General features: G+C 38.1%; 22 protein-coding genes, 1 riboswitch and 1 other annotated feature. Of the genes, 4 read left to right on the top strand and 18 right to left on the bottom strand.

Annotated elements, in window-relative coordinates; translation table 11 throughout:
* Nucleotides 1-7: 7 nt before the first annotated feature.
* From opuFB to CWR48_RS10840, 15 genes are all read right to left on the bottom strand, one after another.
* Nucleotides 8-1,525: an osmoprotectant update ABC transporter permease/substrate-binding subunit OpuFB gene (gene opuFB / locus CWR48_RS10910; protein ID WP_115773274.1), complete on the bottom strand. Its 1,518-nt coding sequence runs from the start codon at nucleotides 1,523-1,525 to the stop codon at nucleotides 8-10.
* A complete protein-coding gene (locus CWR48_RS10905) occupies nucleotides 1,518-2,486 on the bottom strand; it encodes an ABC transporter ATP-binding protein (RefSeq protein WP_115773273.1) in 969 nt (322 codons plus the stop codon). Before CWR48_RS10905 ends, opuFB begins: the two co-directional genes overlap by 8 nt.
* A gap of 169 nt (nucleotides 2,487-2,655) precedes the next feature.
* The gene (locus CWR48_RS10900) at nucleotides 2,656-3,231 is read right to left on the bottom strand and encodes a TetR/AcrR family transcriptional regulator (RefSeq protein ID WP_115773272.1); all 576 of its coding nucleotides are present in this window, start codon (nucleotides 3,229-3,231) and stop codon (nucleotides 2,656-2,658) included.
* A 24-nt stretch (nucleotides 3,232-3,255) separates the two neighbouring features.
* Nucleotides 3,256-3,909 carry a carboxymuconolactone decarboxylase family protein gene (locus CWR48_RS10895; protein WP_115773271.1) on the bottom strand — a complete coding sequence of 218 codons (654 nt, stop codon included), beginning with the start codon at nucleotides 3,907-3,909 and terminating at the stop codon, nucleotides 3,256-3,258.
* Nucleotides 3,910-4,147: 238 nt separating this feature from the next.
* On the bottom strand, nucleotides 4,148-5,395 hold the full coding sequence (locus CWR48_RS10890; protein WP_115773270.1) for a glutamate-5-semialdehyde dehydrogenase: 1,248 nt from the start codon (nucleotides 5,393-5,395) through the stop codon (nucleotides 4,148-4,150).
* Nucleotides 5,392-6,513, bottom strand: coding sequence for a glutamate 5-kinase (gene proB / locus CWR48_RS10885; RefSeq protein ID WP_115773269.1), 1,122 nt, complete (start codon nucleotides 6,511-6,513; stop codon nucleotides 5,392-5,394). The genes CWR48_RS10890 and proB overlap by 4 nt, the downstream gene beginning before the upstream one ends.
* Before the next feature lie 102 nt (nucleotides 6,514-6,615).
* Nucleotides 6,616-6,831, bottom strand: a binding site (T-box leader).
* 298 nt (nucleotides 6,832-7,129) lie between these two features.
* Nucleotides 7,130-8,068: a nucleoside hydrolase gene (locus tag CWR48_RS10880; RefSeq protein ID WP_115773268.1), complete on the bottom strand. Its 939-nt coding sequence runs from the start codon at nucleotides 8,066-8,068 to the stop codon at nucleotides 7,130-7,132.
* A 244-nt stretch (nucleotides 8,069-8,312) separates the two neighbouring features.
* Nucleotides 8,313-9,665 (bottom strand): LLM class flavin-dependent oxidoreductase, encoded by a 1,353-nt coding sequence (locus CWR48_RS10875; RefSeq protein ID WP_115773267.1) that lies wholly within the window; start codon nucleotides 9,663-9,665, stop codon nucleotides 8,313-8,315.
* A 93-nt stretch (nucleotides 9,666-9,758) separates the two neighbouring features.
* Nucleotides 9,759-10,607 (bottom strand): MetQ/NlpA family ABC transporter substrate-binding protein, encoded by an 849-nt coding sequence (locus CWR48_RS10870; protein WP_211316740.1) that lies wholly within the window; start codon nucleotides 10,605-10,607, stop codon nucleotides 9,759-9,761.
* 31 nt (nucleotides 10,608-10,638) lie between these two features.
* Nucleotides 10,639-11,289, bottom strand: a complete 651-nt coding sequence (locus tag CWR48_RS10865; protein ID WP_115773265.1) for a methionine ABC transporter permease — start codon at nucleotides 11,287-11,289, stop codon at nucleotides 10,639-10,641.
* A complete protein-coding gene (locus tag CWR48_RS10860) occupies nucleotides 11,231-12,310 on the bottom strand; it encodes a methionine ABC transporter ATP-binding protein (RefSeq protein WP_115773264.1) in 1,080 nt (359 codons plus the stop codon). The genes CWR48_RS10865 and CWR48_RS10860 overlap by 59 nt, the downstream gene beginning before the upstream one ends.
* A 33-nt stretch (nucleotides 12,311-12,343) precedes the next feature.
* Entirely contained in the window at nucleotides 12,344-13,162 is an 819-nt protein-coding gene (locus CWR48_RS10855) for a MetQ/NlpA family ABC transporter substrate-binding protein (RefSeq protein WP_342772452.1), read from the bottom strand.
* Between the two features lie 54 nt (nucleotides 13,163-13,216).
* Nucleotides 13,217-13,738, bottom strand: coding sequence for a GNAT family N-acetyltransferase (locus tag CWR48_RS10850; protein ID WP_245976783.1), 522 nt, complete (start codon nucleotides 13,736-13,738; stop codon nucleotides 13,217-13,219).
* A 46-nt stretch (nucleotides 13,739-13,784) separates the two neighbouring features.
* Complete coding sequence (locus CWR48_RS10845; RefSeq protein ID WP_115773262.1) at nucleotides 13,785-14,816, bottom strand: LLM class flavin-dependent oxidoreductase; 1,032 nt, start codon at nucleotides 14,814-14,816, stop codon at nucleotides 13,785-13,787.
* Between the two features lie 247 nt (nucleotides 14,817-15,063).
* Nucleotides 15,064-15,234, bottom strand: coding sequence for a DUF2292 domain-containing protein (locus tag CWR48_RS10840; protein WP_342772451.1), 171 nt, complete (start codon nucleotides 15,232-15,234; stop codon nucleotides 15,064-15,066).
* 91 nt (nucleotides 15,235-15,325) lie between these two features.
* A riboswitch (SAM riboswitch) is annotated at nucleotides 15,326-15,428 on the bottom strand.
* A 313-nt stretch (nucleotides 15,429-15,741) separates the two neighbouring features.
* Between CWR48_RS10840 and CWR48_RS10835 the strand changes: the two genes are divergently transcribed.
* The 4 genes from CWR48_RS10835 (at nucleotide 15,742) to cydS (ending at nucleotide 19,259) form a co-directional block, all read left to right on the top strand.
* Nucleotides 15,742-16,509 carry an NRDE family protein gene (locus tag CWR48_RS10835; RefSeq protein WP_115773261.1) on the top strand — a complete coding sequence of 256 codons (768 nt, stop codon included), beginning with the start codon at nucleotides 15,742-15,744 and terminating at the stop codon, nucleotides 16,507-16,509.
* Nucleotides 16,510-16,768: 259 nt separating this feature from the next.
* On the top strand, nucleotides 16,769-18,115 hold the full coding sequence (locus CWR48_RS10830) for a cytochrome ubiquinol oxidase subunit I (protein WP_115773260.1): 1,347 nt from the start codon (nucleotides 16,769-16,771) through the stop codon (nucleotides 18,113-18,115).
* Nucleotides 18,112-19,137, top strand: coding sequence for a cytochrome d ubiquinol oxidase subunit II (locus CWR48_RS10825; RefSeq protein WP_115773259.1), 1,026 nt, complete (start codon nucleotides 18,112-18,114; stop codon nucleotides 19,135-19,137). The genes CWR48_RS10830 and CWR48_RS10825 overlap by 4 nt, the downstream gene beginning before the upstream one ends.
* A 5-nt stretch (nucleotides 19,138-19,142) precedes the next feature.
* Complete coding sequence (cydS, locus tag CWR48_RS21200; protein WP_425453891.1) at nucleotides 19,143-19,259, top strand: cytochrome bd oxidase small subunit CydS family protein; 117 nt, start codon at nucleotides 19,143-19,145, stop codon at nucleotides 19,257-19,259.
* A 368-nt stretch (nucleotides 19,260-19,627) separates the two neighbouring features.
* Here the strand turns inward: cydS and cydC are convergent, their stop codons facing one another.
* The 3 genes from cydC to CWR48_RS10810 form a co-directional block, all read right to left on the bottom strand.
* Nucleotides 19,628-21,352, bottom strand: a complete 1,725-nt coding sequence (gene cydC / locus CWR48_RS10820; RefSeq protein ID WP_115773258.1) for a thiol reductant ABC exporter subunit CydC — start codon at nucleotides 21,350-21,352, stop codon at nucleotides 19,628-19,630.
* Nucleotides 21,349-23,079 (bottom strand): thiol reductant ABC exporter subunit CydD, encoded by a 1,731-nt coding sequence (cydD, locus tag CWR48_RS10815; RefSeq protein ID WP_115773257.1) that lies wholly within the window; start codon nucleotides 23,077-23,079, stop codon nucleotides 21,349-21,351. The genes cydC and cydD overlap by 4 nt, the downstream gene beginning before the upstream one ends.
* 132 nt (nucleotides 23,080-23,211) lie before the next feature.
* Nucleotides 23,212-24,429 (bottom strand): MFS transporter, encoded by a 1,218-nt coding sequence (locus CWR48_RS10810; RefSeq protein ID WP_115773256.1) that lies wholly within the window; start codon nucleotides 24,427-24,429, stop codon nucleotides 23,212-23,214.
* Nucleotides 24,430-24,499 lie beyond the last annotated feature (70 nt).

Genomic DNA, 24,499 nt, shown 5'->3' with positions numbered 1-24,499 from the left:
TTACAAGTTAATCCAATAATCCTTCATTTCTAAGATATTCTGCTGCAACATCCTCTGCTTTGGCTCCATCGACATTTACCTTGTAGTTCATTTCTCTCATTTCGTCATCTGTTATTTTTCCAGATAGTTTGTTTAAGGCGTCTTCAATCTCAGGATGCTCTAAAGCAGTTTCTGTTCTTAACAATGGTGCTCCTTGATATGGCGGAAATAGTTCTTGGTCATCCTCAAGTACGGTTAAATTAAATTCTCGTAGCTCACTATCCGTAGAATAAGCATCAACTAAATTGATTTCGCCTGACTCTATTGCGGTATAGCGTAATTTCGGCTCCATAGTAATTACATTTTCAAATGCAATATCATATAAATTTTGGATTCCAATATATCCATCTTCACGGTCATTGAACTCTAACGTAAATCCGGCCTTCACTTCCTGCTCAAGTGATTTTAAATCAGATATTTTCTCAACATGATGACGTCCAGCGAATTCTTCTGATACCGCCAATGTGTACGTATTATTATAATCCATTGGTTCTAACAAGGTCAGATCATAGTCCTCTTTTATTCCTGTTTTTGCTTGCTCGTATACTTCTTCCCGGTCTGTGCTAACTGCCTTTTCTTTCATAAATTCTGAAATAATGGTACCACTAAATTCAGGGTAAATATCAATATCCCCAGAATTTAATGCATTAAAGACAAAGGAAGTTTTTCCAAATCCTGGTTCCAATACAACATTCAAATCTGTTTCATCTTCAATTAATAATTTATACATATTAATCAGGATTTCCGGCTCTGCCCCAAGCTTTCCTGCAATAACGATTGTATCTTCCTCTTCATTCGTTATAAAGGGTAAGAGGATAATGAAAATGGCTGCGAGTGCAATAAAACCTGTAGACACGACCATGTTCTTAAATGATAAATGTTCTATCTTTCGTAAAATAAAATCAAAAATAATCGCTAATAATGCTGCTGGAATTGCTCCAAGTAAAATCAGAGATGTATCCAGTCGATCTATTCCTAGAAGAATAAGCTCTCCTAGTCCCCCACCACCAATAAGTGCAGCTAACGTTGCTGTACCAATGATTAACACCATCGATGTACGTATACCAGCCATCATTACTGGTAATGCCAGCGGAAGTTCTACCTTTATTAATCTTTTTCTACTGTTCATCCCCATCGCTGTCGCTGCTTCAACTATGGATTGATCCACTTCCTTAATCCCTGTATATGTATTCCTTACGATTGGTAATAATGCATAAATCACAAGTGCGATAACTGCTGGCAGCTTTCCAATTCCAACTAATGGGATTAGTAGACCAAGCAGCGCTAAAGAAGGGATTGTTTGTAGCACTGCTGTAATTCCAATAATGTATTCCGCTAATTTTGGTTTCTTCGTTAAATAAATACCAAGCGGAATTGCAATAATAACTGCTAAAAACAATGCGATAAATGAGATCTCAATATGTTCTAGCAGTGTTGCAGCTAGCTGTCCCTGTCTCTCCTGAAAAGTAGTTAGTAAATTATTCATGTGCCTGACCTCTTTCATTCAATCGATCAGATAAATATTGAATTAGTATTTCTCGATTTATCACACCGATAATTTCGCCATTTTTTTCGACTGGAAGTTGTTCCTCTGTTGCCAGTCGTTCAAGAATCAATTGGATTGTTACTGTTTCAGGAAGTGAATGTGCTAAATTTTCGATTTTCAGCTCATTGCTATATGGTTTAACGAGTTTTTCTAATTTCACACTTTCGTTATGAAGCTTTCTCCCTTCGCCAACAAAATTAAAAATAAACTCATTCGCTGGGTGATTCAGTAATTCTTCTGGTGTGCCAATCTGTTCCATTTTTCCATTTTTCATGACACAAATACGATCACCTAATTTTAATGCTTCCTTCATGTCATGAGTGACAAACACGATGGTTTTATTGATGGTGCGTTGCAGCGCTAATATGTCATCCTGTAATTTTTCTCTCGTAATCGGATCAAGTGCACTAAAGGGCTCATCCATTAAGATTATTTCGGGGTCTGCTGCAAGTGCACGTATCACGCCAATTCTTTGCTGCTCCCCACCAGATAATTCTTTTGGCTTCCGTTTACGGTAAATATCTGGATCCAATCCTACCATTTCTAAAAGCTCTGTAACGCGATTTTTAATTTTTTCTTTGTCCCACTTTATTAATTCTGGAACGACTGCGATATTTTCCTCAATAGTCATATGCGGGAAAAGTGCAATTTGCTGGAGTACATAGCCAATATTCCAGCGTAATTCATTTATGTCATAATCGCTAATTCGTTTATCTGCAATGTAAATGGTGCCATCTGATAGTGGTATTAAACGATTAATCATTTTAAGTGTTGTTGTTTTACCTGATCCACTTGGACCGATAAGAACAAAGAATTCCCCCTTTTTGATTTCTAAATTTAGCGACTTTACTGCATATGTATCATTTTGATATTGCTTTGCGACATCTTCAAATCGAATCATAGGTTAACTCCCTCATCTAGTTTCTATGTATTTAGCATTATGTTATGTATCTATTACCTTTAGATCCTTCTTCTAAACTATATGTTATATTCCAACAAATTGACCTTAAATAAACAAATCGACCTACCAAACGTTTAAGTTAATAGGTCGATTTTTAATTATCATTTAATTACTGCAGTTTATACTGTTTTCGAATGACATCAAATACATTTTCCATCAGCTCTATATTTTGCTGATTGGTCATCAACAGTATTGCTCCTTCAATCATGGATACGATTGTCTGGGCATTCTTTTTCGTGTCAATCGTTGAATCTAACAGTTTTCTATTGATCATTTCGTCTAAAATTACTACAACGGAATCCATCCATCTGTTAAAAAATCCTGCAATTTTTGTTCGAAATGCTTCATCATGTTCACTCATTTCAATTGCTAAGTTTCCCATCGCACATCCGTGTTTAATTTCCATTTCAGCGTGAGAAGTCAGTGCCCACTCCAACATACTATTTAATTTCTGAGCAGGTTCATCTGCTGATTTAAGAATTCCTTCAATCAACTGACGATCCCAATCCGTGATAAGATCTTCAACTACAGCTAAACCTAAATCATGCTTAGATGAGAAATAATGATAAAATTGTCCTTTACCTATCCCTGCTGCTTGAAGAATATCGCTGATCGATGTTGCTTGAAATCCCTTAGAATGTATGACATTTCTTGCAATTGAAATAATCTCTTGCTTTTTTGACATATACTTTCACCTAATTACTAATTCTTATTCATTGTAGCTCTCGATCATGTTTGCCATATGTGCATATGCACCGCCAGCCTTTAATGCAGAGGTAACTAATACTGCTTCCGCTATTTGCTCGCTTGTAGCGCCATTTTTTTCTGCATTCTTAGAATGTACGTCGATGCAATATGGACATTGTGTAGCAATTGCCACCGCTACTGCAATGATTTCTTTGAATTGTGTTGTTAATTTCCCTTCTTTTGTTGCTGCGGCATTAAAGCCAGAATATCCCTTAAAGCCTTCCGGAGCAAACTTACCTAAATTACCTAGTTGTTTAAGGTTTGACCTTGCATAGAGAACATCTGATGCATCTGCATCCTTCGCATTATGAATATGTGTACTATGTGTCACAGCCCCACCAGCTTCAACTGCGGCAACAACGAATACAGCTTCCGCTAATTCCCCAAGGCTTGCACCGGCAGCTTTCGCCTTTTTCGTGTGGGAATCAATGCAATAAGGGCATTCTGTAACATGGGCAATCGATACAGCAATGATTTCTTTTTCCTTCTTCGTTAGTGCGCCTTCTTGAAAAACTGCGCGATCAAATTCAGAGAAAGCTTTCATTTGTTCCGGTGCCAAATCTTTCACCATTTTTAAATGACTTGCATGTCCTTTTTCATAAAAGTTGTTTGACATATCCATTACTCCCTTTCCATTTGTAATTTTAGTTTATCCTACTTTAGTAAACAGATACTTTACCTACCATTTGGTACAAAGCAATCATACCATCTCTTTTAAGCGAATATCAATTATTATGCACTGGAAAGTTTCACTTTGTCTCATACAATGAATTCTTTATCCCTCACAACATCCTTAAATGAGCAGAAGATAAAGATATTTCCTTTCTCTTCTGCCCGCCAAAATTTGCCATTCTCTATTTTCTAACTTGCCCTGTCCCTTTAATAACATACTTAGTTGAAGTTAAAGCATGCAACCCCATTGGTCCCCTAGCATGAAGCTTTTGTGTGCTTATCCCAATCTCTGCACCATAACCAAATTCAAACCCATCGGTGAACCTAGTTGAAGCATTATGGTAAACAGCTGCTGCATCTACATTTTGTAGGAACATTGCTGCATGGCGATCATCATTCGTAATGATTGCTTCGGAATGTTTCGTGCCATATTTATTAATATGTTGAATAGCTGCCTCAACGGAGTCAACCATTTTTATACTTACGGATAGGCCAAGGTACTCTGTATACCAGTCTTCCTCTGTTGCTAAATTGGAATCTGGAAACACGCTGTGAACCGTTTCATCCCCATAAATTGCTACTCCATGCTCTCGAAGTGCTTGAAGAAGTTCTCTGCCATATTGTTCAAACCAAACCGGATGGATTAATACCGTTTCAATCGCATTACAAACAGATGGGCGTTGTAATTTGGCATTTAAGACGATTTCCTGTGCCATATTTTGTTCTGCAGATTCATCGATAAAAATATGACAGTTGCCTGCCCCTGTTTGAATGACTGGAACAGTTGCTTCACGGACAACAGTATCAATTAAATTCTTCCCGCCTCTTGGAATCAATACATCCAAGTAATCGTTCAATCTAAATAACTCTTTCGCTGTCTCACGATTGGTGTCTTCAATTAATTGAACCGCATCTACGGGAACACTACTCTTCTCCAATGCACGATGAATTGAAGCAATAAGTGTGATATTTGAGAATCGTGCCGATGAACTTCCTCTTAGAATCACCGCATTCCCGGTTTTCAATGTAAGTGCGGCTGCATCAATCGTCACATTTGGTCTTGCTTCATAAATCATTCCGATAACGCCAAGTGGAACCCGTTGCTTTTCAATATGAAGGCCATTTTCCTTTTCAATTGTTTCCAGCGTCTCACCAATTGGATCGACTAGCTTCGTTACTTGGATAACCCCCTCGGCCATTGCTTTAATGCGCGCTTCGCTTAGCATAATACGATCCAGTATCGAAGTGGAAAGTCCTTTTTCTATTCCACTCTCAATATCCTTTTTATTTTCTTCAAGGATAATTGCTTGATCTGCGACAATCTGTTCGGCAATCAATGCTAGTGCAGCATTCTTTTCTTCCGTTGATAAACCTATCATTTGATAGCTTGCCATTTTCGCTGCTTTTCCTTTTTCAAATACCTCACTCATGTCAGTTCCTCCTTCATTTTCCTTGATTCTACCCATGCATCTCGATGAATGACTTCAGTAGAAGGGATCGGTATTTCCAACGTTTTCTCTTCTCGTGAGTCAATGTCTAGCTGCAACTCATTTGAAGAACATTTTACTTGCCCCTTACCTAAAAATCCCTTGGTGCCGAATACTTCTACAACATCCCCATGATTAAAGGTACCTTTTACCCTTACAACTCCAGCTGATAAAAGACTTTTTCCATTGAATAAAATCGCTTCCTCTGCACCATCATCGATATAAAGCTTGCCAACAGATTCTGAATGTAATGCAATCCACTGTTTTCTCGTATTAATTGTACGAAAGTTATGTTTCGCGATATAGGTTCCATTTCCTTTGCCATCAAGCACTTCAATTAATTTATTCGAGCCAGTTCCAGCACCGATAAAAACAGGGACACCGAGAGAAACAGCTGTTTGCGCTGCGAGTAGCTTCGACTTCATCCCACCTGTTCCAACTTTTGATCCTGTTGCATCTGTCACAGCTATCATTTCATCCGTTATATCTTTTATAAAATCGATTTTCTTAGCGTCTGGATTTGATTTTGGATTTCCATCATAAATTCCATTGATATCTGTTAAAATAATCAGCTGATCTGCATGCACAAATCCACTAACCAGGGCGGAGAGCATATCATTATCACCAAATGTCAACTCTGCGACCGAAACCGTATCATTTTCATTAATAATCGGTAATAACCCTCGTTCTAAAAGCTCGTTAATGGTTGCAAAGGCATTTTGATACCGTTCCTGATTTGAAAAGTCTGTACGTGTTAATAAAAGTTGTGCTGGCGTAATGTTATAAGGACTGAATTTCTCAATATAGGTTTGAATAAGAAGGCTTTGTCCCACTGCGGCAGCCGCTTGCTTCCCTTTTAGGGTAACAGGTCTGGAGGAATAACCTAGACGAGCAAATCCTGCTGCCACCGCACCAGAGGAAACTAAAATAACCTCATGCTTCGCCATTTTTAGTGCAGCGATTGCTTGAACATGATCCATTAATTTAGCTTGATCGATTTCACCCTTATCATTTGTAAGTGAACTACTGCCAATTTTGACTACGATTCGTTCTTTTGCCATGATCCATTACCCCCTAATCAATATTCTTCTAAGAGGAAGAAACTCTTTCTCCAACAAGACAGTCTTAGAAAAAGAGAAACAAAAAAGCCCATTCATCCTATATTAAAGGACGAAAGAGCTTTGCTTCCGCGGTACCACCATTTTTGAATGTTTGACACATTCCACTTTACCCCATAACGCTAGGGAGCGCCCATGTATTTTGCATGGGACTCTGAAGGTAGGTTCAGCGGAGTGTTTATGGCGGAATCTTTCAGCTAATAAATTCCACTCTCTTTGCAAAACAATAACCACATACTATTCCCTCATCAACGTTCAACTATAATTGATACTATTATCGCCAGTAGTTACGAAAATGTCAATAGGTATTCAATCATTTTTCATTAGTTTAGAAAATTTTAAAAATATGACTGTAAATAACCTTTTACTCATTTTCAGCCACATCCAGCGCCCGTGCTCCTAGCGAGACTTCCCTCACGTCCGTGAGGCGCAGTCCGTACACAGCTCAAACGGGTGCTTGCGCTTTTGTTCGTTATTCGCGATATTTCAGATAGTAATTTAATTATCTATCCTAACGAATTATACGTTCCACCCATAATATAAATGTGTGGAATATCTTTTAATTCTGTCTTGCTAAATCGGTAAGATAATTAAAGAATCGATCACGATCTGCTTCATAAACTAATTGAACGGGTCTTCCATTTGCTGAAAGCTCTGTTTTACCTTGATTCGGTCCATCTGGGTGAACAATTGACTTCACTTCTTTTTTCTTTACAAGACCTTCATCACCGATTGTTGCTGTCGTTAAGACATCCCAAAGGAAGTATGTAGAATTCGTCTGGAAATGCACGAGTGGCGGAACCATTGCATAACATTGTCCTACGAAATCAATTCCTAGATCTGTTCTTTCGGAAGCCCATCTATCTCTTATATCTAATGTGAGTGGCACCATATTTGTACTTTCAAGTGCAACTAGATCAATTTGAATGTTACTATCCCAAACTACCTTAACTGCTTCAGGATCCCAAAACGCATTCCATTCTGCAGTACCATCATGTTCTGGTTCTTCCACATTCCCTTTTTCTAGGAAAGTTCCACCCATCCAAGCGAGTTTCTCAATCTTCCCTTCTATATCTGGTGCCTCTACTAATGCACGGGCAAGATCTGTTAGAGGACCAACGAAAACTAATGTCACCTTCTCTTCACTATTGCGAAGCGCTTCAATTAAATGCTGATGAGCAGGTAATGCAGACTCTTTTGTTTTCACAGGCTTAAACTCATTTAATATAGGCAGTGCATCCACTAAAAATGCATGCATACGCCAATCTTTCGGAAATGGATTCTTTCCGCGTGATGTCGATGCTGCCACTTCAATCTCCTTGCCCTTACCGAAACGATCGATAATCTTCTTACTTGCTGAAACAGCAGGCTCTAAATAGCAATCTGCAGGGATCACACCAACCCCTATTAGATCTACATCCTCCATTTGTAATAATAAGAATAAAGAAATTAAATCATCTACGCCACCATCGTGGTTTAAGTATACTTTTTTTGTCATGTACTTTCTCTCCTTCTAATACGGTAAGTGAAGCTAGTAAGTCTTCATTAGCTTATGTGCCTCTTTATGTTATAGAGATTTTAATTAGTGGTCAAGGAGAAATAAACCGGACTGTATAAGTGGTGGATTGATACAGAAGTAATAGGCAAACAGCTAAAAATCTCTGCTTGCCTATTTATCATTGACTAGAAACTTGGAAATTATATTGCATTCGTATATTCTCAATTATGAAGAAGCATGCTCTTTATGCTTCTAATTCATATCCCTTTACTTCTGCTAATCGATTCTTTGGATTCCTAAGGCCTAGATGATTGCGTAGTGTGTCACCTTCATAGTCCAAACGGAATAAACCTCTATCCTGTAATATCGGAACAACTAAATTAACAAAATCCTCCAAACCACTCGGCAGCAAAGGAAATTGAATCATAAACCCATCCGCTGCTTTTTCCGCAAACCATTTCTCCATTTCATCCGCTACTTGAGTTGGTGTTCCAATGAACTCATCCCGCTTCGCAGCGCCAAAAAACCTCGTATATAAATCGCCAACCTTTAGATCCTCTTCGTCAATAATCATCTTCATTTCATTAAATTGGCTTTGAATGCTGTTTACTTCCGGAAAATCAACTTCTTTAGCAGGAGTATCTAGGGTGTATTTTGAAAAATCCACGTTTCCCATATAGCCGGAAACAAATTTCAAACTTTCATACGGGTCGATAAGATTTTGTAAAGCTTCGTATTTTTCAAGTGCAACCGCCTCTGTCTCACCGATAATTGGCGATATTCCATGTAAAATGTGAAGTTCATCTTCATTTCTACCAAAATCCTTTAATTGCGATTTAAGGGCTTTGTAGAATTGCTTCGATTGTTCGATATTATCCCAGTGAGTAAAAACAACCTCTGCTGTGCGTGCTGCTAGTCTCTGTCCTGGAATAGACGCTCCTGCCTGAATAATAACTGGTTGCCCTTGAATCGATCTTGCAATATTTAACGGTCCTTTTACAGAGAAATACTCCCCTTTATAATGAAGTTCATGAACCTTCTCTTGATTAAAGAACTGCCCTGTTTCTTTATTGTAAACAAAGGCATCGTCCTCCCAAGAATCCCATAACCCTTGGACAACATCAACGAACTCCTCAGCACGTTCATAGCGGTGGTCATGTTCCCAGTGCTTTTCGCGACTGAAATTCAAAGCTGTTTGACCAGTTGCATCTGCGGTCGTTACAACATTCCATGCGGCACGACCGTTACTTATATGGTCAACAGAAGAAAACTGGCGTGCAAGCGTATATGGTTCACTATACGTTGTCGAAGCAGTCGCCCCTATCCCAATTTTTGTAGTGGCAGTAGCTAAAGCAGTGATTAATACAATTGGATCAAAGCGATTTAATATTTGTGGATGTGATTCATGATTAATCGCCAAACTATCAGCAACAAATGCTATATCAAATTTTCCCTTTTCAGCAATTTTGGCTTGCTTCGTTAATTCATCAATATCAATACTTGCTTTGGGATTTGAAGTTTGATGTCGCCACGAAGAAACATGCATGCCTGATCCAATTAAATACGCTGCAAGTTTTATTTGTCTATCTTGGGTCATTTTCATCTCTCCTTTACCAATCTGAATATCTACTATCTGAATTCTTTTGGAATGAACCAATATCCATCCGGATGCATAGCTTATCTATTCCCCTCAATCAGTGGAATACGTATCTTTATAGCTGCTCAATTCTTCCAGCGTTATAAAGGTTGGAAGATAGTTACCTTTATATGTTTCCTCGATGAATTCGGCAGTTTCGTCCGATTGATAGAGTTCAACCACTTTTTGGAATGTTTCATTATCCTTTTCGTCACTTCTAGTTGCAATGACATTAATATATGGTTTTGCTGTTTTACTTTCATGAATCAATGCATCTTTTAAAGTTAGACCTGCCTCTAATGCAACGCCATTATTAATGACGGAGCCAGCCGTGTCCTCCATAACACGTGGAGCATTTGCACTGTCTACAGGGATAATTTCTATATTATTTGGATTTTCTTTGATCTTATCTGCTCCACCATTACCATCGAAATCATCGACTACCGTTAATATTCCTGCTTCTTGTAAAAGCAGCAATGCTCTTCCCCAGTTAGGGGCATCGTTAGGGACTGCAATTTGCGCCCCAACTGGAATTCCATCTACGGAATCATATTTGTCAGAGTACAAGCCAAGCGGAGCAATAATCGTCGTTCCGATTGGAATAATTTCTGAATCCGTATTTTCATTAAAGGAATCCAGATATGCTACATGCTGGAAAGCATTGATATCAATATCCCCTTCCACTAACGCTTGGTTAGGATCATATGCAGATGAAAAATTGACAATTTCGATTTCTAACCCTTCTTCATTTGCGCGCTCCTTTAAATATTCCCATGTTCGTAGCTCTGAATTTCGAATACCAACCTTTACTTTTGACTGTTCTACTTCCGCACCTGTTTCATTGGAACACGCGGCTAGAAATAAACCAAAAACTAGTAATATAGGAAAAATCCATTTTTTCATCATTAGAATCCCCTTCCTGTTAATTTCTCTATTACACCCTTCTTAACTTTCTTTCAAGGGTATTTCCTAAACTTTGAATTCCTTGAACTAAAATTACTAATATAATAACGGTAACTAAAATCGTAATTGTACTAAAACGTTGATAACCATAAGTTATCGCTACATCGCCTAAGCCTCCACCGCCAATTGCTCCTGCCATCGCCGTCGCTCCAATTAAACCAATTGTTGCGGTCGTTATACTCAAAATTAATGAAGAAAAAGCTTCAGGAAATAAAAACCGGTGAATTATTTGCAATGGTGTAGCCCCCATCGCCTTAGCAGCCTCAATAATTCCTTCATCCACCTCTAATAGGGAATTTTCCACAAGTCTTGAAAAATAGGGCCCAATATGGAGCACAAGAGGAACAATCGCCGCTGTCGTGCCGATTCCAGTTCCTACAATTAACCTTGTTAAAGGGATAATAGCTACAAGTAGAATAATAAAGGGAATCGACCGAAAAATATTAACAATTGGATTGACAATCGAAAATATAAAAAGGTTTTCCAAAATATGCCCTTTCCTCGTCACAACTAACAAAACGCCTAAAAATATCCCAAGAATTCCTCCAAAGAAGAGTGAAACACTAACCATGTAGAGCGTTTCCCACAAGGCGTTCAAAATCAACTCTGTGCTGACTTCCATCCTCAAAAACCTCCCTCACTTCAATATCTTGATTAATGATAAACCGTAATGCTCGTTCAATTTCGTGATGATCACCACCTAATTCAACAATTAAATTGCCAAATGGAATCTCTTGCAGTTCCGTGATATTCCCAAACAGAACATTGATCTCTACATTATAGGTTTTCGCCGTATTAGAAACGATTGGCTGCCCTGAGTCCGTTCCGAAAAATTCAATCTTGAAGATTCGGCTATTATTCGCGTTTTCTTTTAATATTTTATATACACTTTTGGGCACTTCGTCTCGGACAACAGATTTAACAAAATTGCGTGTCGTATCAGTTTTTGGATGTGCAAAGATGTCAAAGACACTGCCCGTTTCAATAATTTGACCATTTTCCATGACCGCAACACGATTGCATATTTGTTTTATTACTTCCATTTCATGTGTAATTATCAATATCGTAATCTTGTATTCCTCATTAATTCTTTTTAATAAATCAAGTATTGATTTTGTCGTTTGTGGATCTAAAGCAGATGTTGCTTCATCACATAATAATATAGACGGGTTCGTAGCTAATGCTCGAGCAATTCCGACCCGCTGCTTTTGACCACCAGATAACTGATCTGGATAATTCTTTGCTTTATCCTCTAGTCCGACAAAGCGTAGGATTTCATGCACTCGTGCTTCAATATCTTTCTTTTTATTTTTGCTTAATATTAATGGCATTGCTACATTATCAAAAACGGTCTTTGAATTTAATAGATTAAAATGTTGAAATATCATCCCAATATTTTTCTTTGCCTCACGGATTTCCTTTTCAGACATATTAGCAAGGTTTTTCCCTTCGACAATAACATCACCTGATGTTGGATATTCCAATAAATTTACGGTACGAATGAGGGTGCTCTTTCCCGCCCCACTAAAACCAATCACACCGAAAATATCTCCTTTTTCTACGGTTAAATTAATATTCTTTAATGCTGCGACTTTATTCTCTCCGCTATCAAATACTTTTGACACTTGATGAAATTCGATCAATGTTATACCCTCCTATCCTCATAATCTATTTTATTAATATGCAGGTACTACAGCACCCTCATATTTTTCCAGAATAAAATCTTTAACCTTTTCAGTTGTTAATGCAGCAGCAAGCTTTTGAATTGATTCACTGTCTTTGTTGTCAGGACGAGATACTAATACATTGACATATGGAGAGTCAGCTCCTTCAATGATTAATGAATCTTCTAATGGTTTAAATTCTGCTTCTAACGCATAGTTTGTATTGATTGCCGATGCTTCTACATCCTCAAGTGAATGAACTAAAAGTGGGGCATCAACCGGAACGAACTCTAAATTCTTATCATTTTTAGTAATGTCTTCGATTGTATAATCACCAGATTTTGCTTCATCTAATTCGATAATTCCATTTTCCGCAAAGAGCGTGAGTGCTCTTGAAAAATTGGATGGATTATTTGGAATAGCTATTTGTGCTCCATCAGACAAGTTATCTATTGAATCAATCTTTTTAGAATACACACCAAATGGCTCAATATGAATGCCCTTGACAACAACTAAATCTAACCCGCTGTCCTTATTCACTTGTTCTAAATACGGCGTATGCTGAAAGAAGTTTGCATCTAAATCGCCATCAGCTGTCTGTTGATTTGTTTGAATACCGTCCGTAGAACTCACTATTTCCAGCTTCACACCATCCTCTTCCAAATCAGGTGCAATAAACTCCAAGATTTCTGCATGTGGTACAGAGGCAGCGCCGACCTTCAATGTCACTTCCTCATTTTCAGCAGCTTTCCCTGCTTCATTTCCGCAACCTGTTATCACAAACAATCCTATAGTTAAAAATGCTAATATAAAACCTTTTCTAATTTTCATTTTCATCTCTCCAATTTTCCACTTATATTTTTTCGTCCTATTTCACTGCAGAAGTCACAGAATATCAAACCGGTAACATTTGGATAGAATATTATTTCTCGAAAAATCCTTCGAAACATCCCTTACGAAACCAAACTTTTCATAAATTTGTATAGCATTGACCATGAAGTCGGTTGTATGCAGATACACATTAGATTTCCCAAGAACCTCGGCATTTTCTATAACTGCTTTTAATAATTCTGTAGCAACACCACGCCCCCTTGCATTAGGATGAACTGCCAGTAAACGAATAATAGGTGCTTGAATTTGAAGTTCTGGTTTTTCATATGCCGTTTCCGCTGACTGGAATAGCTGCAAGCTGCCAAGAATGTCATTATTTAGTTTGGCTACTAATATTTTATCTACATTAGGATTATCTATAGAGGAGACAATTATCTTTGAATAATCCTTCCACCCTTGTGGAGAATAATAATCCTCGTACTGTTGATAACTATCAACCAAAACACGGCGGACTATTTCAATTTCATCTTGATCTAACTCTTCGACAATAATTGGATTGCTCATTAATTTACTCATTATTCCCCCTATGCAGATGACTTTTATAGGATTTAAAGAAAAATGATTACCATTTGTCAACGCTCTTGTATTGTGTTGTTTCAATTTTTGCCGTTAACTGAAGCGGACTCATTAATTGAAAAGAACGAAAACGCTCGGTTTCTCTTTGAATTGGTGTATGCAAAATAAATTCATCTATTTGGTACGTATTATGAAGCCGTGTTAATTCCTCATTCACATATTTTTGCGTACCAGCAATTATATTCGCCTCTCTTTCTTCTATTTCAAATGGTCCTTCCGCTTGTTTTTCAAATGCCTGTACTTGGCTCTCTGATTGCACCGTTAGTGTCCGCCCATCATGAAGATGAAGCGTGAATAATTTGTGATCTTTTACTAACATCTCTGCCTCTTCTTGAGTGGGGGCTGCAAGTGCTGCCACAGCTGCAATAAAATGCCCTTCATTAAAGTTATCTCTATACGCATGGGCAGCTTCCTTTAGTACTTTCTCATCACTATTTAGGAAATTTGCAAATACAAAATTAATTCCTAAATCAGCGGCGAGTTCAGCGCTATTTGCACTTCCTCCAAGCAAATAAATTTCAGGTTTCTTTGCTGGCTTTGGTAAAGCTTGAATGCCTGATAGGGCATGATTATGTTCAACGGAATCGTCTATTAGTCTTTTCAAAAAGGTTAAACGCTCATTAAAATCTTTTCCATCAATTTTTTTCCCATTCTGTAATGCTTTTGTTGATAAAGGAAATCCTCCCGGTGCCTTGCCAATACCAAGGTCTACCCTACCAGGAGCAAGCGTTGATAAAACTTGAAAATTCTCTGCTACTTTATATGGACTATAGTGTTGGAGCATCACACCTCCTGATCCAATTTGAATAGAATTTGTTCGTGCTAACAAATGTGAAATTAATACTTCAGGTGAAGAACCTGCCACTTGTTCCATATGATGATGTTCGGATACCCAGAATCGCGAGTACCCCCACTCCTCGGCTTTTTTGGCTAAATTAATAGTAGATTGCAGTGCATCCTCAGCTGATCTTCCTTTAAAAATAGGACTCTGATCTAGGATTCCAAGTTTATAACTCATCTATTTTCCTCCAATTATTCATTCACGGATATTGTCCTTGCGATAAAGTGAACCTTCATTCAGTGGGGGTTTCCTTCATCCCCCACTTACAATTCTTGATTTTTCTCGAATTTTTGAAATGTGGGTCTTACAGCCAGTTAATTCGGGATAAATGTAAAAAGAGACATCCTCCTATCCCAAATCGAATAAGAAGATGCCTTTAGTTGTCTAATCGGCATATTTTATTAATCTAAAGTATTCAAAAAACTTAGGAGCTGATTTTCTTTGTCTTTTTCCCCTGTATCGTATACCGTTTCTTTTCCGTTGTCTCCACCTGCGTTATTTCACCGTCGTGTACTGTAATGACTAAAGAACCGTATTCAAGATTACTAATCGCTGATACAATGTCTTCAATTTTCTTATTATCAATAATCGCCAAAATAATTCCCCCTTTATTTGACTTGTATTGTATACAAAAAAACCTCTTCTCGTAATTGATAAGAAGAGGGAAAAGATCGAGTCCTGTACTCTTCTTATCTTTCAAGCATAATGCTTGCTGGAATTGGCACAGTACCGATATGGTCTGTTGCCGAGGTATCAAAGGGCCAGCCCCTCCACCTCTCTGGATAAGAATAAATTTATTTAATTGTTATTATACTATGGTACTTTCTTTTAACTGTTAACTGGTTTCTTAATTCCATATCACATTAAAATGATATGATTAATTAGTATTCATTTTCTACATATTATCTTCTGTTTCAATATCTGTCAAGAGTGAATTTTGAATAAAGTTGAACAGAATCGGGATTTTGACTTTCTGTTGATTCCCCACTTACAATTCTTGATTTTAGAGGATTTCGAACACTGAAAAGTCCGGACATTTTGATAATAAACATACAATTCAAGTATAATAAGAGAAAAAGCTAAATCAGAGGAGAATATACCGATGTGCTTAATCAATTTAAACTTTAAGGACCATCCAACATATAAACTCATCATTGCGGCGAATCGCGATGAATTTTATAAACGTCCAACCGCATCTGCTCATTTTTGGGAAGATGAACCAGCAATACTTGCAGGTCGTGATTTGGTGCAAATGGGTACTTGGCTAGGAATCTCGAGGCAAGGACGATTCGTTGCCTTAACTAATTTTCGCGATCCCAAATTAGATGAGACCGCAAAGATATCCAGGGGTGAGATTGTCCGTCAGTATTTGGCCTCCAATGCTTCACCAACAGCCTTTCTTCAAACGCTAAAAAGGGACCGTAACAACTTTTCTGGATATAATCTAATCTTCGGTAGTGCAGATGAGCTTTATCATTATAATAATATTCTAGATAAGGAAAATAAAGTAACTCCTGGGATTCACGCGTTAAGTAATCATACATTGGATACCCCTTGGCCAAAAGTAGTAAAAGGAAAAGAGATGTTACAAGATTATATAAACGGGAATAATAAAATAGAAACCGATATGCTATTTAGGATAGTTTCAAATGCAGAAATAGCAGATGATAAAGAGTTACCACAAACAGGAGTGGGAATCGAGTTGGAAAGAATGCTTTCTCCCTTATTTATTAAAACACCTGAATATGGGACACGCTCCTCAACCGTTTTACTAGTAGACCATCAAAATCATGCGACATTTATGGAACGAACGTATGCCAAAGGAGAATTTCAAAAGGAAAAAACCTTCTCCTTTCAACTGAAAGGATAGTTAAATTTTTTATCCAAATATGTTAGTAAAGGAATGAAATATGGGTAAGATCTAAATAATGGTAGAGAATAAAAGAAATCTTATCTCTGTGAGGATGATCAAGATGTTCTCTTGTTCACAATTCTTTCATCATACGTTTGCAATATTGTCATATGTAATCACGTTTATTATTGTATTTTGAGTTACAATGAAATAATTATTGTTAATTTATTCACAAATTAGTTGCAGTTAAATCGCAAATTTAGGAGGTAGACAAAACTTGTTATTTGATGATCCAGTATTTGCAAGCAGATTATTAACATTACTTACACTTTCCTTCCATATTATTTACGCGACAATTGGTGTGGGTGTCCCACTCTTTATTATGATCGCACATTGGCTTGGAATTAAGAAAAATGACTACCACTACATTATGATGGCAAAACGATGGGCGCGTGGTTATCTTGTCACTGTAGCAGTTGGTGTTGTAACTGGCACGATTATTGGTTTACAGCTCTCGTTACTATGGCCGAACTTTATGGAGCTTGCAGGTAATATTATTGCATTGCCTCTATTTATGGAAGTTTTCGCATTCTTCTTTGAAGCAATCTTCTTAGGAATTTATTCGTATACATGGGATCGATTCAATCCACGTAAGCATTTCCTACTGTTAATACCAGTTGCTATTGGTGCAGGATGTTCGGCTTTATTTATTACGATCGTAAATTCGTTTATGAATTCGCCACAAGGGTTTGATTTTATAGACGGACAACTTGTAAACGCAAATCCATTACTCGCACTGTTCACAGCCGCGATGCCAACAAAGGTATCCCATGTTCTAGCAACAGCATATATGACGGTAGCCTTTATGTTTGCCGCGATTGCGGCATATAAATTAATTAAGGGTTCGAATCACGTGTACCATAAGAAAGCACTTCATATGACAATGAAAATCGGACTTGTTTTCTCTATTGCTGCGGCAGTAATTGGTGACTTCTCCGGTAAATATTTAGCAGAATATCAACCGGAAAAACTAGCCGCGGCTGAATGGCACTTTGAAACAGAAGAAGGCGCACCACTCTTAATGTATGGAATGCTAGATGAAAATCAAGATGTGAAATACGCGATTAAAATCCCGTTTGCATTAAGTATTTTGGCACATGGAATTCCCACTTCTGAAGTAATTGGTTTAGATCAATTTCCAGAAGAGGAAACACCCCCACTCATTATTCACTATTTCTTTGATTTAATGGTTACAATTGGTGGATTTATGGTTGTATTGGCTTTAGTATATTGGCTTGGAATGAAGCTTTCATGGTCATTCGTCAAAGCAAACTGGTTCCACTGGATAATCGTTCTCGGTGGTCCACTTTCCTTCCTCGCAATTGAAGCAGGTTGGTGGATGGCTGAAGTTGGGCGTCAGCCATGGATCCTTCGCGGAATAATGACGGTGGATCAAGCAGCAACTTCAAGTGATTACGTTGGATTAATGTTTATCTTGTTTGCAGCCCTCTACCTTGTATTAGGAATCGGGACCATTGTCGTACTTCGTAGGATATTTAAAAATAATCCTGTCGAGTTAGAGCTTGAGCAATATGAAGCAAAACAGGGTGGTGAAGCGAAATGAGCTTAGAAATATTAGGTATTTCCGTACTTTGGACGTTTCTATTCGGTTACGTCATGCTTGGAGCAATTGATTTTGGAGCTGGTTTCTTCAACGCCTATAGTATCATGTCGGGTAAACAGCATATCTTATCAAAAATTATTCAAAGATACTTGTCACCTGTTTGGGAAGTGACCAATGTATTCTTCGTATTCTTCTTCGTAGGGATTGTCGGATTCTTTCCGAAATCTGCCTTTTATTTTGGAACAATCCTGCTTGTTCCAGCAAGCTTTGCGATTATCTTGATGGCAATTCGTGGTTCCTATTACGCATTCGAGACGTATGGAACAAAGGGACATAAAGGATATGCGTTTATGTATGGTATATCTGGATTACTTGTACCTGCTTCATTATCGGTTGTGCTTGCAATTACGGAAGGTGGATTTGTTTCCATTGTTGATGGAAATCCCGTTCTCGATTATTGGGCATTATTTACAAGTCCATTATCTTGGTCTGTTGTTGTATTAGCACTTGCAGCGGTTCTATATATATCAGCAGTTTTTCTTACCTGGTACGCGAACAAAGCTGGTGACTCAAGGGCAACAACATTAATGAGAAAATATGCGTTATCTTGGGCTGTTCCCTTAATTGTTGCTGCTGGTGGAATCATTTTTGAACTCCGTTTTCATATACCAGGTCACTTTGAACGTATGCTTGATTTATGGTGGATGTTCGGACTTTCAGCGATTCTTTGGGTAGCTACCGTCTGGCTCCTATGGAAACAAAAAAATTACGGTGTCGCTGTTTGGCTATTAATTGGGCAATTCGCACTCGCCTTTTATGCGTACGGAATTTCACATTATCCTTACTTACTGTACCCATATTTAACGATACATGAGGGATTCACCAATGAAGCGATGGCAATCTCTCTCGTTGTCGTATTCGTTCTAGGATTTATCCTGCTGGTCCCTTCCATCTATTTGTTATTAAAACTATTCCTCTTCGACAAGGATTACGTCGAAGGTAATAAAAAGAAAAAGGAGTGAGCTGGTTGTTAAGTGACTTTTTAATATTTGCTGCGCCCTTTATCGTTATCATCGCCGCCATTATGATTTCATTCTGGGCAGCAAAAAATGATACTCCATTTTCGGAGGATGAAAGTAAATAAGCTTATTAAAAAACAGGCAAGCGCCTAAGTCGCTTGCCTGTTTTTCAGAAAGATGGAAGTTTACCTAATCGAACCAAATGATATAAAGTACGGACTAGTTTAGTGCCTAAGGTTCTCAGACTAGCCGTTCCAGAAATACACTACGCTGGGATTGTGCTGTTGTTAATTTTTATCATTTTCTTAAAAATAGGAGTCAGCATTTCCTCTCTAAAGGTCGTTGATTGTAGCGGAGGACAGGAGACTACTGCGGGAAAAGCTCAGTTCGAGCCCTCCGGATGCGCGACTGTCCGTAGCGAAAATCAACTTTGCGCCTAACTTAGTCCGAGGTTTATCTAAATAGCGATCGACAAAGCAAGTCAATAACTAACTCACTGCCCAAAAAACACGCTCTGTTCAATCTTTTTCATCTCATAGAAATAACCTTTACGCTCCATTAATGATTCGAAGGTGCCACTCTCAATAACTTTTCCGTGATCCATGACGATAATCTGGTCCATTTTCTCTAACCCTGTCAGTCGATGGCTAACGAGCACAACTGTATCATTCTTTGCCTCCTCAAAAATATGCTGGTAGATTTTCGCCTCTGTTAATGCATCGATTGATGAGGTTGGTTCATCCAATAGCCATAATAAAGCGTTTTTCAGCATTGCTCTCGCGATTGCAAGCCGCTGTTTCTCGCCACCAGATAAATTATCACCTTTCTCAAGCACTTGATCATCAAGTGCAAAATGCTCTAAATCAACTTTTTCCAAGGTTTCTTGCATTTCCCGGTCACTTAGTCCATCTTTAGCAAGCCGTAAATTATCACGTATTGTGCCGTAAAAGAAATGATTTGCCTGTAACACGACATTCGTATTTCTCCAAATGCTTTCATCTGTCAAATCCTTAATCGGGGTTTTGTTTAATAGAATCGCTCCATCATCGACATGATAAAGATGTAATAACAACTGTAACAATGTCGATTTTCCAGATCCGCTGGGACCAACAATTGCTGTTTTTGAACCTGATTCAAGCGTTAAAGAAACATCTTCTAGCGTCTGCCGTGACTCATTTGGAAAAGTAAAATGAATGTTCTTTACTTCTATTTTTGGTGCAATATCCGTTTGAAAACTATTTTGCTTAACAAGTGCTTCCCCCTCTGATTCGTTACGAACAACGGAAGAAAGTCGTGAAGCAGCTTGCCTACTATCCTGCAAGTGGCTTGGAAAAATTGCCATCGGTGTCGTATTTTCAAAGACGGTGAGTGACACCATTATTAACATTGCCAAAAATATTCCATCAAGATCGCCATTCACAACTAAATAAGCGCCGACAGCGAGTACACAAACAGTAATCAATAAGGAGACAAATGTGTTGGTTGCTTGACTGAATAAATTATGAACACTTTCACGCTCCTGCTCCTGCAAATAAGTAGCTGCTGATTTGCTTAGCTGCTCTTCTTTAATTTCTAGTTGCTGGTAAATTTTCAAGTCGCGAAAGCCATAAAGAAATTCCGTCACTTCCGTTGATAACACTCCGCGACTCTCCCTTACTTTCCGCTCCACTTTACGTTGCCTTAAAGCGAAGTATGACGGAACAAGTACTGTCGTCAATAAGAAACCAATCAATAAAATGAGCGCAACTTCAAACGAAAAGAATGCCGTGAAAAAAATCGTACAGAAAAAGACTAATAATAGAACAATCGGGGGATAGAAAACTCGTAAAAAGAAATTTTGCAATGTCTCAACATCACCGACAATTCTGGCAAGTAGGTCGCCACTCCGATATCTTCCGAAAATCGATGGTGCCAATGGTTCGAGTTTCTCATAAAAAGAAACACGTAAATTACTTAGCATGGTGAACGTTCCACGATGGGAAAAATACCGCTCACCATACCTGCTTAATGCAGAAATAATACCAAGCAGCTTTACCGAGGCAACAAGAATCATCAATGTGTAGATTGGAGGAGCTAGCGCTGCCTTTGAAATTAAATATCCACTTGCTGAAAACAATGCTACCGCAGTTATTCCCGCAATAAAGCCACATAAAATCGAAAGCAATATATCTTTCTTTTCCACTAACAATACGTTGATGACCATCCTTAATTCCTTCATTGTACCGCACCTCCTTGCTGTACAGTAACCATTTTCCGATATGCTGACACAGATGCTAATAATTCATCATGCGTTCCAGATGCTACAAGTTCACCATTTTCAAGGTAAAGTATCTTATCTGCATTTTGAATCGTGTAGAGTCGATGTGCAACCGTAATCACCGTCGAATTTCTAGACAGCTCCTTGAGTGAGGATTGTAAAATACGCTCTGTTTGTAAATCCAGCCCTGTTGTCGGTTCATCAAAAAGGATGACAGATGGGCATTTTAGGAATGCTCTAGCAATCGCTACTCGTTGTTTCTCTCCTCCTGAGAGCCCTCTCCCAGCTTCACCGATTGGCGTATCAAATCCATGTTCAAGTGAATCAACTAGTTCCATAATCCCCGCTTTTTTCGCAGCTTGTTCGATTTCCATACGTGTTGCATCGCTCCGCCCGCCAATTGCAATATTTTCAGCAACCGTCCCGGAAAACAGGTATGGATCCTGTGATATATAGCTAAGCTGGTCAAACCAATCCTTCTCTTGATAATTCAACCGCTCCCTGCCATTAACCTTGATTTCCCCTTCCGAGAGTGAGACAAGCCCCGCAATGACATGTAGTAACGTCGTTTTCCCAGCACCAGTTTTACCAACAATTGCAACTCGTTCGTATGGTCGAATAATTACATTTACGTTCTTCAATGCAAATGCATCCACACCATAATTAAAGCTTGCAGCATGTAATTCAATTAATGGTGGCGCATCCTTACTTAAGTTCTCCTCGCCAAAAACTACAGGCTGCGCGGTTTCTTCAAGCTCACTCCCCAGCTTTTTGGCTGCTCCCATACTTCCCCGTCCAGTATGAAAAGCACTACCGAGATCCTTTAATTTTGTATAGAATTCAGGTGCTAGCACAAGCATTAAGAATCCAGTATAGAATGTAATATCTTGATAAATAATGAGCCGGATTGCAACTTCTAAGGCAACAAGCCCGATACTTAACATCGAAATAAATTCAAGTGCTAATGAATTGGAGAAGGCCGTTTTGAGCACGACCATTGTTGCATCACGAAAATCAAGGCTACTTTTTCTTATTGTCTCCTTTTGTTCCGCTGAACGTCCGAATAACTTCAGTGTTGTTATACCCTGCAGTGTATCAAGAAACGTTCCTGAAAAAGCCGCCATTTTATCCAGCTGTTCCTCTGCCCTGTCCTTTGTATTAAAGCCGATAATCATCATAAATATTGGAATAAATGGTGCAGTAATTATAATAATGATTCCAGTTGCTGCATGCTCATAAAAAATAACGATCAAAATCATTATTGGAATAATCATTGATTGAACCACTTGCGGAATGTAATTACTAAAGTAACGATCGATTTCATCTACCGTATCCATCATGACACTTACTTTTTGACCGGATTGCCCTTGAAGTGACACTTGCAGTGGATTTCTAGAAAATTTATTTAAAAGGGCACTTCGCAGATTCCCTTTGACTTTCGAGGCCATCTTTATCCCAGTTCTTCCGCTTAAATAACTAAATAATGTTCGAGCAAAAAGGGCGACTATTAGCCAAAGCAAATATGGAATAATCTCTGAAAAAGAATTTCCCTTCAAAAAAACCCGATTGACAATAATGACAAATAAATAGCTTTGTCCAATAATCGCCACGCCAGATAGCACAGCTGAAATAACGATTAGGAGCATCTTCATCCTTTGTTCTTTAGCCATCGCCATAAGTCCTGCCATTGAATTAAGACCTCCAGATCAAAAACTATAATAGTGAATTCTTTCACATAATTATATATGATGGCCATTCTCTAAGTAAAACGATTGCGTTCGAGGTAACAATATTGTCACATTACAACCCTTGCATTCGGTTCAATTGAATTTATATTCTCCATTACTAACTGGCTTTGTTTTTACTAAAAGAATAACAAAACCACAAACAACTGCACTCAATCCCATTGCAATGAAGGCTACACTGTAGTTTCCTCCAAAAGCAGTAATTAAATATCCAGTAATTGTAGGAGATAGAAAACCGCCAATCGTTGAACCCATATTAATAATAGCAATCGATGAGCCAATCACTTCTTGCCGAATCAACTTATGTGGCCAACTAAATAAGGTAACGAAAACAGCATTTGATGAAAGTGTAAAAATAAACATCATCGTAATCGACATTACTAAACTATTCGTCATAGCAAAAACGATACATGCAATTGCACATACTAGGATACTTATTAGAGCAAACCGCTTATCATTTCCTTTAAAAACTTTATCGACCATAATGCTTGAGCTAAGTGCGCCGACACTCATTAAAATCGCATTGATACTCAATGTAATGCTAATTGCTTTCAAATCAAACCCGAAATTAGTCTCATAAAATGAAGGTAACCAGGAAAGGTAGCCGTATAGAACAATATTTAGAAATAGTAGTGCAGCAAATAAAGCAAATACATTTTTTTCTTTAAATACAACACTGATTTTGACTTTATCCTCTTTTTTCTCTTGTCCCCCAATAGGATTCTTTTTCTGTTTCGGAAAGAAGAAAAAAATCATTATAATTGAAACTGCATATAATACAGCTAATCCGTAATATGCATAACGCCAGCTCATATTAATTAACGTAGAACCTAATGTAAACGCAAGAATACCACCAATACCAGAGGTTGATAAAATCAATGATTGAACAAACATCTTTTGTTTGGGCTGAATGTTATTTGCTACAACCTTTGTAGAGCTTGTTGGTATCCCTGCATGACCAAGCCCCGCTAATAATCGGATCACCATTAACAATACTAATGCGCTAACAAATCCAAAGAAAATCGTTGCTATCAGTATGGTACCCATCGAAATTAATAATACTTTTTTTGGTCCAATTTTGTCAGAAAGCCATCCACTTGGAAATTGCATCACAGTATACCCTATGAAGAACATACTCATTAATAGTCCGGATTGGCTTGCATTTAAGCTCAATTCCGTTTCTAATGGAATGATTGCAGTTGCAATCATGTTTTTGTCCATATATGTCAATGCATATCCTAGCATAATAGAGATGATTAGCATGACATTATTTTTTGGCTTCTCTCGACCCATCTATTTCACCTCAAAAATTTTCTTGTTTATCTCTATAGTAATATCCTAAGAAGATAAAAAGAAAACATTC

This window comes from Oceanobacillus arenosus (assembly GCF_003369575.1).
In the GTDB taxonomy this organism is placed as follows: Bacteria; Bacillota; Bacilli; order Bacillales; family Amphibacillaceae; genus Oceanobacillus; species Oceanobacillus arenosus.
Note: the sequence above shows the minus strand (reverse complement) of the source record. Positions and strands in the feature narration are given on the sequence as shown.